This window comes from Sphingomonas sp. CFBP 13706 (assembly GCF_014842355.1).
Classification (GTDB): domain Bacteria; phylum Pseudomonadota; class Alphaproteobacteria; order Sphingomonadales; family Sphingomonadaceae; genus Sphingomonas; species Sphingomonas aerolata.
Genome location: NZ_JACYVM010000006.1, coordinates 1 through 14,656, shown reverse-complemented (window position 1 = coordinate 14,656; position 14,656 = coordinate 1). Strand labels below are relative to the sequence as shown.

15 protein-coding genes are annotated in these 14,656 nt (G+C 67.9%); 9 read left to right on the top strand and 6 right to left on the bottom strand.

What is annotated here, in order from left to right; translation table 11 throughout:
* Positions 1–3: 3 nt before the first annotated feature.
* A complete protein-coding gene (locus IFS44_RS12570) occupies positions 4–1,392 on the bottom strand; it encodes a TIGR03013 family XrtA/PEP-CTERM system glycosyltransferase (protein ID WP_192098687.1) in 1,389 nt (462 codons plus the stop codon).
* A 161-nt stretch (positions 1,393–1,553) separates the two neighbouring features.
* On the opposite strand from IFS44_RS12570, the gene IFS44_RS12565 reads away from it, so the two are divergent.
* Positions 1,554–2,630 (top strand): mannose-1-phosphate guanylyltransferase/mannose-6-phosphate isomerase, encoded by a 1,077-nt coding sequence (locus IFS44_RS12565; RefSeq protein ID WP_192098686.1) that lies wholly within the window; start codon positions 1,554–1,556, stop codon positions 2,628–2,630.
* A gap of 198 nt (positions 2,631–2,828) precedes the next feature.
* On the opposite strand, the gene groL is transcribed toward IFS44_RS12565, so the two are convergent.
* The 3 genes from groL to IFS44_RS12550 all read right to left on the bottom strand — a co-directional run bounded on the left by groL (position 2,829) and on the right by IFS44_RS12550 (position 6,399).
* Positions 2,829–4,475: a chaperonin GroEL gene (groL, locus tag IFS44_RS12560; RefSeq protein ID WP_031394280.1), complete on the bottom strand. Its 1,647-nt coding sequence runs from the start codon at positions 4,473–4,475 to the stop codon at positions 2,829–2,831.
* 103 nt (positions 4,476–4,578) lie between these two features.
* A complete protein-coding gene (gene groES, locus IFS44_RS12555) occupies positions 4,579–4,866 on the bottom strand; it encodes a co-chaperone GroES (RefSeq protein WP_031394281.1) in 288 nt (95 codons plus the stop codon).
* A 126-nt stretch (positions 4,867–4,992) separates the two neighbouring features.
* Positions 4,993–6,399, bottom strand: coding sequence for an MATE family efflux transporter (locus IFS44_RS12550; protein WP_320466410.1), 1,407 nt, complete (start codon positions 6,397–6,399; stop codon positions 4,993–4,995).
* Positions 6,400–6,986: 587 nt separating this feature from the next.
* On the opposite strand from IFS44_RS12550, the gene sppA reads away from it, so the two are divergent.
* Both sppA and IFS44_RS12540 read left to right on the top strand, forming a co-directional pair.
* Positions 6,987–8,861 (top strand): signal peptide peptidase SppA, encoded by a 1,875-nt coding sequence (sppA, locus tag IFS44_RS12545; RefSeq protein ID WP_192098685.1) that lies wholly within the window; start codon positions 6,987–6,989, stop codon positions 8,859–8,861.
* On the top strand, positions 8,861–9,454 hold the full coding sequence (locus IFS44_RS12540) for a GNAT family N-acetyltransferase (protein WP_042466732.1): 594 nt from the start codon (positions 8,861–8,863) through the stop codon (positions 9,452–9,454). Before sppA ends, IFS44_RS12540 begins: the two co-directional genes overlap by 1 nt.
* A 7-nt stretch (positions 9,455–9,461) precedes the next feature.
* Here the strand turns inward: IFS44_RS12540 and IFS44_RS12535 are convergent, their stop codons facing one another.
* Entirely contained in the window at positions 9,462–10,103 is a 642-nt protein-coding gene (locus tag IFS44_RS12535; protein ID WP_056408854.1) for a trimeric intracellular cation channel family protein, read from the bottom strand.
* Positions 10,104–10,455: 352 nt separating this feature from the next.
* Between IFS44_RS12535 and IFS44_RS12530 the strand changes: the two genes are divergently transcribed.
* The 3 genes from IFS44_RS12530 to IFS44_RS12520 all read left to right on the top strand — a co-directional run bounded on the left by IFS44_RS12530 (position 10,456) and on the right by IFS44_RS12520 (position 11,738).
* Positions 10,456–10,764, top strand: a complete 309-nt coding sequence (locus IFS44_RS12530; RefSeq protein WP_037532560.1) for a glycine zipper 2TM domain-containing protein — start codon at positions 10,456–10,458, stop codon at positions 10,762–10,764.
* Between the two features lie 88 nt (positions 10,765–10,852).
* Positions 10,853–11,278: an OsmC family protein gene (locus IFS44_RS12525; RefSeq protein WP_031395930.1), complete on the top strand. Its 426-nt coding sequence runs from the start codon at positions 10,853–10,855 to the stop codon at positions 11,276–11,278.
* A 13-nt stretch (positions 11,279–11,291) separates the two neighbouring features.
* Complete coding sequence (locus tag IFS44_RS12520; protein WP_192098684.1) at positions 11,292–11,738, top strand: hypothetical protein; 447 nt, start codon at positions 11,292–11,294, stop codon at positions 11,736–11,738.
* Between the two features lie 17 nt (positions 11,739–11,755).
* Here the strand turns inward: IFS44_RS12520 and IFS44_RS12515 are convergent, their stop codons facing one another.
* On the bottom strand, positions 11,756–11,977 hold the full coding sequence (locus tag IFS44_RS12515; protein ID WP_031395999.1) for a hypothetical protein: 222 nt from the start codon (positions 11,975–11,977) through the stop codon (positions 11,756–11,758).
* Between the two features lie 108 nt (positions 11,978–12,085).
* Here IFS44_RS12515 and IFS44_RS12510 point away from each other — a divergent pair, with 108 nt between their 5' ends.
* From IFS44_RS12510 to IFS44_RS12500, 3 genes are all read left to right on the top strand, one after another.
* The gene (locus tag IFS44_RS12510; protein WP_192098683.1) at positions 12,086–12,835 is read left to right on the top strand and encodes a hypothetical protein; all 750 of its coding nucleotides are present in this window, start codon (positions 12,086–12,088) and stop codon (positions 12,833–12,835) included.
* A gap of 87 nt (positions 12,836–12,922) precedes the next feature.
* On the top strand, positions 12,923–13,297 hold the full coding sequence (gene crcB, locus IFS44_RS12505) for a fluoride efflux transporter CrcB (RefSeq protein ID WP_031441014.1): 375 nt from the start codon (positions 12,923–12,925) through the stop codon (positions 13,295–13,297).
* Positions 13,294–14,592, top strand: a complete 1,299-nt coding sequence (locus IFS44_RS12500; RefSeq protein WP_166747127.1) for an RluA family pseudouridine synthase — start codon at positions 13,294–13,296, stop codon at positions 14,590–14,592. The genes crcB and IFS44_RS12500 overlap by 4 nt, the downstream gene beginning before the upstream one ends.
* The last annotated feature ends 64 nt before the right edge of the window (positions 14,593–14,656 follow it).

Genomic DNA, 14,656 nt, shown 5'->3' with positions numbered 1-14,656 from the left:
CGTTCAGCGCGCGCCGGTCGGCCACAGAACGACCCGGAGCGTCTGCAAAAGGATCAGCATGTCGAGAAAGGGCGAATAATTCTTGGCGTAATACAGATCATATTCCAGCTTGTGCCGCGCATCCTCGATCGATGCGCCGTAAGGATAATTGATCTGCGCCCAGCCCGTGATGCCCGGCTTCACCATGTGACGCTCGGCATAATAAGGCAGCTGGGTCTCGAGTTCGTCGACGAATTGCGGCCGTTCGGGGCGCGGGCCGACAAAGCTCATCTCGCCGCGGAGCACGGTCCAGGTCTGCGGCAGTTCGTCGATGCGGACCTTGCGGATGAAACGACCGATCCGCGTGATGCGGGGATCGTCCTCCGCCGCCCAGACCGCCTTGCCGGCAATCTCGGCATCCTGTCGCATCGAGCGGAGCTTCAGGATGTCGAACCCCTGATTGTAGAGCCCGACGCGCCGCTGGCGATAGAAGGCGGGGCCACGCGACTCGAGCTTGATCGCAAGCGCGGTGACCAGGATTACCGGCAGCGTGGCCGCGAGCAGGATCAGGCTGGCGACGATGTCGAACGCGCGCTTGAACACGCTCGACAGCATCCGGCCGCTGGCGAAACCGTCGGAGAAGATCAGCCAGGACGGATTGACGCTGTTGAGATCGATCCGCCCGGTTTCGCGTTCGAGAAAGGTCGAAATCTCGATGACCTGAACGCCGGTCGTGCGGACGCGGAGCAGATCCTTGAGCGGGAGGGCATTGCGCCGCTCCTCGAGCGCGAGGACGACTTCGCCCGCGTTCAGATCGACGATATGCGCCGCCAGATTCGGGATGTCGGCGCGCGGAATCGCACCGTCGACCACGGCCTCCGCCTCGCCCATCGCGACGAAGCCCGCTGCGACGAAGTTGATCCCGGGCTGCTGCGAGAGCGCGAGGATGCGTGCGGCACGATGGCCCGCGCCGAGCACGACGACCCGTCGCTTGAACGTGTCGCCGCCCAGAGCGCGGCCGAGCACCGCGCGGACCGTCACCAGCAGGACTGCGGCGATCAGCGTCGCATAGAGCAGGTTCGACCGCCAAAAGGTGAGCGCGGGGACCAAGAAGAAAATCAGCGACTGGAAGATCACGCCGAGCGAGAAGGCGACCGCGAGCCGCGCGGCGGCGAACCGCAGCGACAGGAAGGAGGCGACGCCATAGGCGCCGACCGCGACCAGAGCGATCTGCAACGCCGCGGCAAAGGTCGCGAGCTGGAGCACGCGCGTGTGGATCGGCTCGACCGCCATGCCGATCTGATGCGCACGGACGACCCAGCCGATCTCCCCCGCCACGACCAGCAACACGGCGTCGACGATGCCGAGCAGCAGCACCGCATAGGGGACATAGTGTTTGAAGAGCCTGATCATCGTTCGGCGGGATCCCGACAGGGTGACTGTAAACGCACCCGACACCTAGCTGTCTCTTTGCACCAATTCGCAAACAAAGGCTGAAGACCGCGTGCTGGCGGGGTGGTTTGCGATTGGAAGTCCCGGATTGGTCGTTATACGGTCTCCCGAGTGGAGGTCGCATGACAGTTCGAACGATTATACCCGTGATTCTGTCCGGCGGTTCCGGCACCCGGCTGTGGCCGATGTCGCGTCCCGAGATGCCCAAGCAGATGCTCGCGCTGACCGCGGACCAGACCATGTTGCAGCTGACCGCAGGCCGCGCACAGGGCGAACGCTTCGCGGCGCCGATCGTCGTCGCCAACGCCGCGCATGCCGATCTGGTCGAAGCGCAGCTGAAGGATGCAGGCGCCGAGGCACAGGCGCTCATCCTCGAGCCGATGGGCCGCAACACCGCGCCCGCGATCGCACTCGCGGCGATCGCCGCGGGCGAGACCGGTGCCGGCAGCGGCGACGCGCTGCTCGTCATGCCGTCCGATCACGTCATCGCCGACCTGCCCGCCTTCCACGCCGCGATCGCCGCGGCGCTGCCGATGGTCGCGCAGGGCTGGCTGGTAACGTTCGGCATCGCCCCCGACGCGCCTGAAACCGGCTATGGCTGGATCCAGGTCGGCGAGGAGCTGGCCGCGGGTGTCCACCGCGTCGCGCGCTTCGTCGAGAAGCCGCCGCTCGACAAGGCGGAGGCGATGCTGGCTTCGGGCGATCATGCCTGGAATGGCGGCATCTTCCTGTTCCGCGCCGATGCCTATCTCGCTGCCCTTGCGCAGCATGATCCCGGCATCCTGGTCGCGACGACCGATGCGATGAAGCTCGCCCGTCGCGAAGGCACGCGGGTCTATCCCGACGCCGAGGCCTTTGCCGCGTCGCCCGATGATTCGATCGACTATGCGGTGATGGAAAAGGCCGACCGCGTCGCGGTGGTGCCGGTGGCGATGGGCTGGAACGACGTCGGCAGCTGGGACGCGTTGCATGCGATCAGCGCGCGCGACGAGGACGGCAACGCGCATCGCGGCGATGGCGACGGCAGCGTGCTGGCGATCGACACGAAGAACTGCCTGGTGCGCAGCGACGGCGTCAAGGTGGCGCTGGTTGGGGTCGAGGACCTGATCGTCGTGGCGAGCGGCAACGACGTGCTGATCATGCCGCGGGGTCGCAGCCAGGAAGTGAAGAAGCTGATCGCGGCGATGAAGAACCGCTGAGGCTTTCTCGCCAATAGTGAGGACGGACAAAGGGCCGGGGATCGCTCCCCGGCCCTTTTGCTTTGGGTCGTCTTGGTCGGAACGGAGGGCCAGCAAAGCCGGCCCTTTTCGTCGGACGGGACTGGGGGCTTTCGCCGTCCAGCCCGCCGGCCGTTCTGATCCTGTGTCCGGGGCAGGTTGCCCTGCCCCGGTCCAAGATCAGAAGTCCATGCCGCCCATGCCGCCCATGCCGCCGCCGCCGCCCATGGGCATGGCGGGCTTGTCTTCGGCCATTTCGCTCACGGCCGCTTCGGTCGTGATCAGCAGGCCTGCGACCGATGCCGCGTTCTGCAGCGCGGTGCGGACGACCTTGGTCGGATCGATCACGCCGGCTTCAACCAGGTTCTCGTAGGTGTCGGTCGCGGCGTTGAAGCCGATGTTCGAGTCGTTGCCGTCGAGCAGCTTGCCCGAAACCACCGCACCGTCATGACCCGCATTCTGCGCGATCTGGCGAACCAGAGCGGTCAGCGACTTGCGGACGATGTCGATACCGCGCGTCTGGTCCTCGTTCGCGCCGGTCAGGCCGTCGAGGACCTTGGTCGCGTACAGCAGCGCCGTACCACCACCGGGGACGATGCCCTCTTCGACGGCTGCGCGGGTTGCGTGCAGTGCGTCGTCGACGCGGTCCTTGCGCTCCTTGACTTCGACTTCCGACGAACCGCCGACCTTGATCACGGCAACGCCGCCGGCGAGCTTGGCAAGACGCTCCTGGAGCTTCTCCTTGTCATAGTCGCTGGTGGTGTTCTCGATCTGGCGACGGATCGCTTCGGTACGGCCCTTGATCGTCTCGTGATCGCCGGCACCGTCGACGATGACGGTGTTGTCCTTGTCGATCGTGACGCGCTTGGCGGTGCCGAGCATGCCGAGCGTGACGGTCTCGAGCTTGATGCCGAGGTCTTCCGAGATCATCTCGCCCTTGGTCAGGATCGCGATGTCCTCGAGCATCGCCTTGCGACGATCGCCGAAGCCGGGTGCCTTGACCGCTGCGACCTTCAGGCCGCCGCGCAGCTTGTTGACGACGAGCGTGGCGAGTGCCTCACCCTCGATGTCCTCAGCGATGATCAGGAGCGGACGACCCGACTGAACGACGGCTTCCAGGATCGGGAGCATCGCCTGCAGGTTCGACAGCTTCTTCTCGTGGATCAGGATGTAGGGATCCTGAAGCTCGACGGTCATCTTCTCGGGGTTGGTGATGAAGTAGGGCGAGAGATAGCCGCGGTCGAACTGCATGCCTTCGACGACGTCGAGCTCGAATTCGAGACCCTTGGCCTCCTCGACGGTGATCACGCCTTCCTTGCCGACCTTCTCCATGGCTTCGGCGATCTTCTCGCCGACTTCACGGTCGCCATTGGCCGAGATGATCCCGACCTGCGCCACTTCCTTCGAACCCGAGACCGGCTTCGAACGCGCCTTGACGTCCTCGACGACCTTGACGACGGCGAGATCGATGCCGCGCTTCAGATCCATCGGGTTCATGCCCGCTGCGACCGACTTCATGCCCTCGCGGACGATGGCCTGTGCCAGGACCGTCGCGGTGGTCGTGCCGTCACCGGCGATGTCGTTGGTCTTCGAGGCCACTTCGCGCAGCATCTGCGCGCCCATGTTCTCGAACTTGTCCTTGAGCTCGATCTCCTTGGCGACGGTGACGCCGTCCTTGGTGATGCGCGGTGCGCCGAAGCTCTTGTCGATGACGACGTTGCGGCCCTTGGGCCCCAGGGTCACCTTGACCGCGTCGGCGAGGATGTCGACGCCGCGGAGGATGCGCTCGCGCGCGTCACGACCGAATTTTACGTCCTTGGAAGCCATGTCAGCTACCCTTTCAAACGAATGTTGTGAATGTTGAGACGAAAACGGTATTTTTGAGCGCGGTCCGGACCAGCCCTAAAGGGCGATCCAGGCCACGTCGGCGTCAGCCGACGATGCCCAGAATGTCCGATTCCTTCATGATCAGCAGATCTTCGCCGTCGACCTTGACCTCGGTGCCCGACCACTTGCCGAACAGGATCTTGTCGCCAGCCTTGACGTCGAGCGGGGTGATCGTGCCGTTCTCGGCGCGGGTCCCGGTGCCGATGGCGACGACTTCGCCTTCCTGCGGCTTTTCCTTGGCGGTGTCGGGGATGATGATGCCGCCAGCCGTCTTCTCTTCGGCTTCGAGGCGCTTCACCAGCACGCGGTCGTGCAACGGACGAAAGTTCATGGGATCCATGTCCTTTAGGTTTGTGACAGATTTCTGGCACTCGACGATATCGAGTGCCAACAGCCGTCATATGTGCCGCGTCCCCGGCATCGTCAACGGGCGTCCAAACGAAAATCGCGTCAATCGTTACATTCCGCGGGTCAGGACGAGCCCCAGCCGATCACGCCGCGACCAGCGCCACAGCAGCAGCACCGACACCACCGCGAGCCCTGCGAACAGCCCCCACCACACCCCCTCGCCCGCAAGCGGCGTGCGGAAGCCGAGCAGGATCGCGGTGCCGAAACCGATCACCCAATAGCCGAACAGCGCGATCAGCATCGGCGTCCGGGTATCCTGCAACCCGCGCAGCACGCCCGCCGCGACCGCCTGTGCGCCGTCGACGAGCTGGAACACCGCGGCCACGCCGAGGAACCGCAGCGCGAGCGCGACGACGACCGCGTTCTGCGGCAGGTCGGGATCGACATAGACGCCGATCATCAGCCGCGGCACCGCCCAGATCAGCAGCGCGCTGGCCGCCATGAAGCCAATCCCGACGACCAGCGCGACATTGCCCGCGCGGGTGATCCAGACCCGGTCCTGCGCGCCGTACGCCATGCCGACGCGGATCGTCGCCGCCTGCGCGACGCCGAACGGCACCTGAAACGCGACCGCGGCGATGTTGAGCGCGATCGCATGCGCCGCGACCTCCGCGACGCCGATCAGCCCCATCAGCAGCGCCGCGCCGCCGAACAGCGCGCCCTCGAAGATCCAGGTCAGCATGATCGGCGTGCCGAGCCGGACGATCTCGTGAAAGCGTGACCATTCGGTCCGCCACCAGCGGCCGAACAGGTGGAAGCGCCGCAGCCGCCGGTCGGTCGTCAGGATCACGCCATAGGCAATCATCATCACGCCGAGGCTGGCGACGCTGGCGAGCGCCGAGCCCTCCAGCCCGAGCGCGGGGAAGCCGAGATTGCCGAACACCAGCAGCCAGTTGCCCGCGATCCCGACGAGCAGCGACAGCCCGGTGACGAGAAACGCCCAGCCCGGCCGGCCGAGCGCCGCCGCCGCGGTGCGCATGACGCCCGCGAGCACGCCGGGCAGCAGCGCAAAGGCGATGATCGTCATGAACCGGCCGGCGCGGCGCGCGACCTCCGGGTCCTGCCCGGCGAGCCGCATCAGCGTTTCGCCCTGCGTGAGGATCAGGATGACGGGGAGCGAGCCGAGGATGCCGAGCCACAGCGCCATCCGCACGCTGCGCCGGACCTCGCGCACCGCATGCGCGCGGCGGCCGAGTTCGGCGGCGATCAGCGGCGCCGCCGCGCTGGTCAGCCCGATCAGCGCGAACATCAGCAGGTTGAAGACGAACACGCCGAGCGTCGCGGCGGCAAGATCGACCGTGCCGAGCCGCGCGACGAAGATCACGTCGACCGCGGACACCGCCATCTGGATCAGGTTCGCCCCGACCAGCGGCGTGGCGAGCCGCAGCAGCGCGCGAAACTCGGCGCGGGCATCGGCGGGCGCCGGGCCGGTGGCGATGGGAACGGGTTCGATCACCCGGCCGCCCCTAGCGGGATTTACGGCGCGGGACACCTGGGATCTGTGCGGGGGGTGTGCGGGGGGGTGGCTGCCCAATGCCGTGGTCGTCTTGGGGACGATCGGGGTTGAGCGTCTCCACCCCCGTCATCCGCCCCGCCTCCGTCATCCTGACGGAAGTCAGGACCCAGGGTTGCGGGGCGCTGTCCTGTTTGGCTCTGGATCCTGACTTTCGTCAGAATGACGGAATTGGGGTGGGGGTGCGGTGTGATCGGGGCGGCGGGTTGTGTGGAGGGCGGTTGCGGCGGGCGAGGTTGGCGGCCTTGCCCTTCCCCGTCCGTCATCCTGACGCAGGTCAGGATCCAGGGTTGCGGGGCGCTGTCCTGCTAGGCCCTGGGTCCTGACTTTCGTCAGGATGACGGGATTGGGGTGGCCGTGCGCGCCGGGCCAGGGCGCGCGGGGCGGTGGCAGCGGCGCAACCGGCGGGGTGACCGCCGTTCGAAACGGAGAAGCGTATTGCTCCCGCATGACACACGCGGCTATCGTCGACGGTGAACCGGCGTTGCCGGCATCGCACCAACCGGCCGTGCCGGTATGAGGAGACGCAGGTGAAGCTGGTACGCGGCGCATGGAAGCTGTTGGTCGGGATCAAGGACGCACTCGTCCTGATCGCGATGCTGCTGTTCTTCGGTCTGGTCTTCGCGGCGCTCAACGCGCGGCCGGGGACCAAGGCGATCAAGGACGGCGCGCTGGTGCTCGACCTGAACGGCTCGATCGTCGAGCAGCCCGCCGAACCCGCCGCCTTCGCCGCGCTGTCGGGACAGAATACGCCGAAGCAGTTCCGCCTGCGCGACGTGGTGCGCGCGATCGATACCGCACGGACCGATGGCCGGGTGAAGGCGCTGGTGCTAGACCTCGACGGCTTTACCGGGGCCTATCCCGCCGCGCTGGGCGAGATCGGCGATGCGATCGCGCGCGTCCGCGCCGCCAAGAAGCCCGTGCTCGCCTATGCGACCGCCTATACTGACGGCAGCTACCGGCTCGCGGCCAATGCGAGCGAGGTCTGGGTCAATCCGCTGGGCGGCACGCTGTTCATGGGGCCGGGCGGTAACCAGCTTTACTATAAGGGGCTGATCGACAAGCTGGGGATCACGACGCATGTCTACCGCGTCGGCCGCTACAAGTCGTTCGTCGAGCCCTATACGCGCACCGACCAGAGCGACGATGCGCGCGCGGCGAGCCAGGCGCTGTACGGCACGCTGTACGACCAGTGGCGCGAAGCGGTCGCCAAGGCCCGCCCCAAGGCGCAGATCGCGCAGTTCCTCGCGCGTCCCGACGCCCTGGTGCTCGCCGCCAATGGCGACATCGCGACCACGAACCTGCGCGCGGGGATCGTCGACAAGCTCGGCGACCGTACCGCGTTCGGCAAGCGCGTCGCCGCGATCGCGGGCGCCGATACGAGCAAGCCTGCGGGCAGTTTCAACACCATCACCTATGATTCCTGGGTCAAGGCCAATCCCCTGCCGACCGGCGGCGACGCGATCGGCGTGCTGACCGTGGCGGGCGACATCGTCGACGGCGAAGGCGGTCCCGGCACCGCGGCGGGCAAGACGATCGAGAAGGCGATGCTCGACGGCCTCGCCAAGAAGAACCTCAAGGCGCTGGTCGTGCGCGTCGATTCGCCGGGCGGATCGGTGCTCGCGTCCGAACGGATCCGGCTCGCGATCCTCGAAGCCAAGAAGAAGGGCCTGCCGGTGGTCGTGTCGATGGGCGGGCTCGCCGCGTCGGGCGGATACTGGGTGTCGACGCCTGCCGACGTGATCTTCGCCGAACCCGGCACGATCACCGGGTCGATCGGCATCTTCGGGATCATCCCGACGTTCGAGACCGCGCTCGCCAAGATCGGCGTCACCACCGACGGCGTGAAGACGACGCCGCTGTCGGGGCAGCCCGACATCACCGCCGGCACGACGCCGATGTTCGACACGCTGATCCAGGCGGGGATCGAAAATGGCTATCGCCAGTTCATCGCGCGCGTCGCCGCGTCGCGCAAGCTGAGCCCGGCGCGGGTCGACGCGATCGGCCAGGGCCGGGTCTGGGACGGCGGCACCGCACGCCAGATCGGGCTGGTCGACCGGTTCGGCACGCTGAAGGACGCGATCGCCGAGGCCGCACGCCGCGCCAAGCTCGATCCGGCCAAGATCCATGCCGAATATCTCGAAAAGCCGCCGGGTGTCCTCGCCCAGCTTGCCGCCGGTTTCGACACGGGCGACGACGACACCACGACCGGCAGCGACGCGTTCGGCCGGATCGCGCTCGACCGCCGCCAGATGGTCGCGCGTGCGGTCGGCGACATGAAGCGGCTGGCGACCTCGGGCTCGATCCAGGCACGCTGCCTCGAATGCGGCGGCATCGGCCCGAGTGCCGGCGACGGCGGCGACGCGCGGCTGCTCGACCTGCTGCTCGCGCGGATCGGCCTGTAATGCCGGGCGCGTCGCCCGCGATCGGGACGGCCGGGGCCATCACGATCCGGGCGGCGCGACCCGAAGACGCCGCCGCGATCGCCGCGATCTATGCGCCGCACGTGCTGGTGGGGACGGTCTCGTTCGAGACGGACGCGCCCGACGCGCGGCAGATGCGGACGCGGATGGCGGCGTCGGACGGGCTCTATCCCTGGCTGGTCGCGACGGTGGGGGATGCGGGCGGGGTGATCGCGTTCGGCTATGCCGGACGGTTCCGCGAACGCGCCGCCTATCGCTTCGTCGTCGAGACCACGGTCTATGTCGCGGATGCGGCGCAGCGCCAGGGTGCGGGGCGGCTGCTGTACGAGGCGCTGATCGACACGCTGCGCGCGCAAGGCTTCACCCAGGCGATCGGGGTGATCGCGCTGCCCAATGACGGATCGATCCGGCTGCACGAATCGGTCGGGTTCCGCCGCGCGGGCGTCTATCGCGCGGTCGGGTACAAGAACGGCCAGTGGATCGATGTCGGCCATTGGCAATGCGCGCTGAACGACGCCGCGGTGCCGCCGGTCGAGCCGCGCCGCTTTGCCGAGGTCGGCGTCGTGCGCGGCTGACTGCGGACTAGCGGCGTGCGCGGTAGGCGGGCAGCGCGAGGTGGAAGCGGATCGCGGCGGCGCGCAGGCTGAACCCCGCGCTCGCCGCGACGACCGCGGACCAGCCGATCGGCACGCCCAGCAGCACCAACCCGACATAGCTCGCCGCGGCGAGCGCCGCTGCGGTGACATAGAGTTCGGGACGCATCAGGATCGAGGGTTCGCCCGCGAGCACGTCGCGGATGATCCCGCCGAAGCAGGCGCTCATCACCCCCATCAGCACCGCGGGCACGGGCGGCACGCCGTAACCCAGCGCCTTCGCCGCGCCGAACACCGCATAGGCGGCCAGCCCGATCGCATCGAACCAGCCTAGCGCCTCGTCGCGCCACCAGCGTTCGGGCGTGATCCAGATCACCAGCGCGACGATCAGGCACATGCTGGCGGCGCGCGCGTCGTGCACCCAGAAGACCGGTGCGTCGATCAACAGGTCGCGCACCGTGCCCCCGCCGACCCCGGTGATCAGCCCGAAGAAGATCGCGGTGACGACGGTCTGCCCGCGCTTGGCCGCAGCGAGCGCGCCCGAGGCGGCGAACACCGCGAGCCCGGCGAGATCGAGCCAGCGTGCGGCGGCGGGGAGGACGTCGGGCGACAGGATCGTGGCGGGTAGCATCCCCCCGGCCTAGCCGCTGTGGCGCGCGGCACAAGCGAGGGTGCAGCCGCGACCGGCCTTTTGCGCGATTTCCCGGCTGAGGACAGACTTATCCACAGGCGGGGATAATATTTTGTGGATAACGGGGAAAAGTGCCCGGACAGCCCGTGTGCGGGGCGCAATTTTGCCGGTTCTTATCCTTTTGTGCACAGCCTGTGGATAACTTGCTGTGGATAACGGGGACAGATTGCTGTGCCTGCACGACCCAGGATGGCCGGAGCGAAGATGAACGCGACGTTGTTTTGGGTTCATGCAACCGGGGGTAAACGCCGGCCGTTACGGACACAGATCATTACAAACGGGAGTAGATTTTATGCGTAAGTTGATCATGGCACTCAGCGCGACCGCCCTCGTCCTGCCGACGCTCGCGGTGCCGATCTCGGCTGCGGATGCGCAGCGCGGCAAGCGCGAATGGCGCGGTCGCGACGGCCGGACCTATTGCAAGAAGAGCAACGGCACGACCGGCACGATCATCGGCGGCGTCGGCGGCGCGCTCCTCGGCCGCACGGTCGACACGCGCGGCGACCGCACGGTCGGCACGCTCGGCGGCGCGGTCCTGGGTGGCCTGGCCGGTCGCGCGATCGACAAGGGCACGAGCAACAATAATCGTCGTTGCCGCTAAACCACGCACCGCATTGCGGACTGATGCGTTGAAGGAGGGCGTCGCGGGAAACCGCGGCGCCCTTTTTCATGTTTCGAAGGATCCGAAAATGACGACACGCAGCGGTTCGGCCAGCTATGAAGGCCTCGGCAAGAGCGGCAAGGGCCATGTCTCGACGCAGTCGGGCGTCCTGTCCGACTCGCCTTACGGCTTCAACACGCGGTTCGAGAACGAGCCCGGCACCAACCCCGAAGAACTGATCGCCGCCGCGCATGCGAGCTGCTTCACCATGGCGCTGAGCTTTGCGCTCGCGGCCAAGGGTTATGAGGCGGGTACGCTCGAGACGAGCGCGAAGGTGACGCTCGACAAGGATGGCGACGGGTTCAAGATCACCAAGTCGGCGCTGACGCTGAACGCGAAGGTCGAGGGCATCTCGGCCGACGAGTTCGCGACGATCGCGGCGGATGCCAAAGCGAACTGCCCGGTGTCGAAGGTGCTGAACGCCGACATCACGCTCGACCACACGCTTGCCTGATCGACGCGCCGGCATGCGGATCGCCACGACCGTCGCCCTTGCCCTGCTCGGTGCGGGACTAGAGGAGGGGGTCGCTGGTGCCGCCGCGGCCGGTGCACAGACGATCGCCGGCGGCGCACGACGCGACGCCGGCGACTGGCAGCGATACCGCGCCTATGATCATGATCGCCCCGAACCGGGGCAGCGCGGCTATTTCGCGGACCGGTATTTTCGCGATGGCCGCTATTATGCGGTGCGCCGGCTGAGCCGGGCGGATCGCCTGTATCGCGGCGCCGACGGTCGCTATTATTGCCGCCGCGACGACGGGACGACCGGGCTGATCACCGGCGGGCTGGCCGGCGGCGTCCTTGGCAACGTCATCGCACGCGGTGAGTCACGGCTGATCGGCACGCTGGTCGATACGCGCGGCGGCGCGCTGCCCGGCCGGTCGGTCGATCGCGGCCGGATCCGCTGCCGCTGACCCCAAGACTCCTGCGATCAGATGATGCCGCCGCCGAGCATCAGCCGCAGCGTGAAGATGATGATCAGCACGATGTTGAGATTGCGCCCGGCATTGCTCGACGACAGTGCCCCGACCGCAGCTCCGACGATGCCGATCGGGATGACCAGCCAGTTCATCCAGCCGAGCAGCGGGAAGAAGGCAACGAGACCCAGCGCGAGGGTGACGAGGCCGATGAGGATCGAGACGAGGTTGAGCATGACCCAGACATGGCGTCTCGACGGGTCGCAGGCAAGATCGCGGGCCGGCCGACCAAGCGTACCGCGACAACGCTTTCTTCATCCGCGCTCCGGCATTGATGGCGGGTGATGACCCGTTCCGCCCGCATGATCCGCCTGCCCGCGCTCGCGCTTGCCCTGCCGCTCGCGCTGATCGCGTGCGGCGAGCCCGCGGTCGATCAGCAGGACGCGACGAACCTGGAGGCGGAACTTGTCATCGGCAATGCGGGCGACCCGGCGCTGAACGCCGCACTCGCGGGTCAGATCATGGTCGACCCGACGCTGACCCAGTCGTCGAACGACGACGCGATCCGCCCGCCGCCCGAACCGATGGGCGGGGCGATGCCACCCGAGGAAGCGGGCCGCCGCGCCGATACGGTCGATCCGCGCACGCTGAAGCGCGCGCCCGCCGCTGCCGGTGACTGTTCCGCCTGCCGCACGGCCGATACGGCGCTGACGCTGGGCGCGCTGGCCGAGCGGCAGATGTTTCCCAACGCGGCGACGTGCACGCGGACGATCGGCTATTCCGCGCTGTGGGCGAATCGCCTGCCCGCCGACCTGCCCCTCTATCCCGATGCGCAACTGTCGGAGGCGGCAGGTTCCGACCAGGCCGGCTGCCGGCTGCGCGTCGTGCATTTTTCGAGTCGGGCGACGCCGCAGCGGCTGCTGGACTTCTATTATACCCGCACCGCCGACACGGGCTATTCGGCCGACCACCGCAGCGACGGCCGCCGGCACGTCCTCGGCGGTCTGCGCGGCGGCGATGCCTATAGGGTGTATGTCACGCCGCGCATGGACGGGGCCAGCGACGTCGATCTGGTCTCCAACGCCGGGCGCTGAACACCGCGACCAGGTCTGCGGGCAAGCGCCGCGCATGCCCGTCAAGCGCGGCTTTCCGTTTTCCGCGATTCGCGCTAGGGCGCGGGCATGTCTCCCCTTCTCTATGTCATGGTCGGTGGCGCGGTCGGATCCGGCGCGCGCTATCTGACCGGGCGCGCGATGACCGCGCTGCTCGGTGCCGGCTATCCGTTCGGCACGCTGGCGGTGAATCTCGTCGGCGGGCTGCTGATGGGCGTGCTCGTCGGCGTGCTTGCGCGCCATTCGGCGCCCGAGGGCTGGCGGCTGCTGCTCGGCGTCGGCGTGCTCGGCGGGTTCACGACCTTTTCCTCCTTCTCGCTCGACGTCGTCACGATGATCGAGCGTGGCGCGCCGGGCCTCGCGCTCGGCTATGTTCTGGTGTCGGTGATCGGTTCGATCGCCGCGTTGTTCGCGGGTCTCTCCGCAGTAAGGGCCGTCGCATGACTGCGGGCAAACACGATAGCGATACGAATTTCCGCGAGTTCAACGTCGGGTTCGACGATGACGGCATCCGGCTGGACCGGTGGTTCAAGCGGCATCTGCCCGAGACGAGCTTCACGACGGTAGCGATGTGGGCGCGGACCGGCCAGCTGCGCGTCGACGGCGCGCGCGCGACGCCGGGCGACCGGATCGCGGCCGGCCAGATGCTGCGCGTGCCACCGCCCGAGGCGGACAAGGCCACCGCCGACGTGGACGCGCCGCGGCGCGTGCGCGAGCGGGTGATCCTGTCGGACGAGGAGACCGAAGCCGCGCAGGCGATGGTCATCCACAAGGATTTCCAGGCGTTCGTGCTGAACAAGCCGCCGGGTCTGGCGACGCAGGGCGGCACCAAGACGACGCAGCATGTCGACGGGCTGCTCGATGCGCTCCAATATGACAATGAGGGCCGGCCGAAGCTGGTCCACCGGCTCGACAAGGATACGTCGGGCGCGCTGCTGGTGGCGCGGACGAGCCGCGCGGCGGCGTTCTTCGCCAAGGCGTTTTCGGGGCGGACTGCGCGGAAAGTCTATTGGGCGCTGGTGGTCGACGTGCCGTCGATCGAGGACGGCATGATCGAGCTGCCGATCGGCAAGCAGCCGGGTACCGGCGGCGAGAAGATGCATGTCGACGAGGCCGAGGGCGCGCCCGCACGGACCCGGTACCGCGTGATCGAGCGCGCAGGCAACCGCGCCGCCTGGGTCGAGCTGCAGCCGTTCACCGGCCGCACGCATCAGTTGCGCGTCCACATGGCGGCGATCGGCCACCCGATCGTCGGCGACGGCAAATATGGCGGCGCGGCGGCGTTCCTGACCGGCGGCATCTCGCGCAAGATGCATCTGCATGCGCGCCGCATCAAGGTGGACCATCCGGATGGCGGGTCGATCGACGTGACCGCCGACCTGCCGACGCATTTCGCGGAAAGTCTGAAGCAGCTGGGCTTCGAGGAGTCGCTCGGCGATGCGCTGGTGCTCGACGAGAAGACCGCGCCGTCGCGCGAGGAGATCAAGTCGCGCGCGCGGGCGCATGCGAAGTCGGTGCGCAAGGAGCGCCGCGGCGAACGTCGCGGGCGCGGTGTGGTCGAGGAGAAGACCGCGGGGGGCAAGCCTGCGGGGCCGAAGACGGGTGGCTCGCGGACGGGCGCGGGGTCGAAGTTCGGCGCGCCCAGGAGTGGGCCGCGGGTCGAGGGTGCCAAGCCTGGTGGCCGGGGGCGCCCGGGGGGCAAGCCGAGTGGGCCTAGGAGTGGGCCGGGGTCGCGGTGATCTAGCGGGGTGGTCTCGCCCATATCCTCTACCACCCCGGCGAAGGCCGGGGCCCCGTTGGAGA

Excerpts from the sequence above, each read along its gene's own strand:
- IFS44_RS12570 (WP_192098687.1), bottom strand. The coding sequence starts at position 1,392 with ATGATCAGGCTCTTCAAACACTATGTCCCCTATGCGGTGCTGCTGCTC.
- IFS44_RS12565 (WP_192098686.1), top strand. The coding sequence starts at position 1,554 with ATGACAGTTCGAACGATTATACCCGTGATTCTGTCCGGCGGTTCCGGC.
- groL (WP_031394280.1), bottom strand. The coding sequence starts at position 4,475 with ATGGCTTCCAAGGACGTAAAATTCGGTCGTGACGCGCGCGAGCGCATC.
- groES (WP_031394281.1), bottom strand. The coding sequence starts at position 4,866 with ATGAACTTTCGTCCGTTGCACGACCGCGTGCTGGTGAAGCGCCTCGAA.
- IFS44_RS12540 (WP_042466732.1), top strand. The coding sequence starts at position 8,861 with ATGCCGGGCGCGTCGCCCGCGATCGGGACGGCCGGGGCCATCACGATC.
- IFS44_RS12535 (WP_056408854.1), bottom strand. The coding sequence starts at position 10,103 with ATGCTACCCGCCACGATCCTGTCGCCCGACGTCCTCCCCGCCGCCGCA.
- IFS44_RS12530 (WP_037532560.1), top strand. The coding sequence starts at position 10,456 with ATGCGTAAGTTGATCATGGCACTCAGCGCGACCGCCCTCGTCCTGCCG.
- IFS44_RS12525 (WP_031395930.1), top strand. The coding sequence starts at position 10,853 with ATGACGACACGCAGCGGTTCGGCCAGCTATGAAGGCCTCGGCAAGAGC.
- IFS44_RS12520 (WP_192098684.1), top strand. The coding sequence starts at position 11,292 with ATGCGGATCGCCACGACCGTCGCCCTTGCCCTGCTCGGTGCGGGACTA.
- IFS44_RS12515 (WP_031395999.1), bottom strand. The coding sequence starts at position 11,977 with ATGCTCAACCTCGTCTCGATCCTCATCGGCCTCGTCACCCTCGCGCTG.
- IFS44_RS12510 (WP_192098683.1), top strand. The coding sequence starts at position 12,086 with ATGACCCGTTCCGCCCGCATGATCCGCCTGCCCGCGCTCGCGCTTGCC.
- crcB (WP_031441014.1), top strand. The coding sequence starts at position 12,923 with ATGTCTCCCCTTCTCTATGTCATGGTCGGTGGCGCGGTCGGATCCGGC.
- IFS44_RS12500 (WP_166747127.1), top strand. The coding sequence starts at position 13,294 with ATGACTGCGGGCAAACACGATAGCGATACGAATTTCCGCGAGTTCAAC.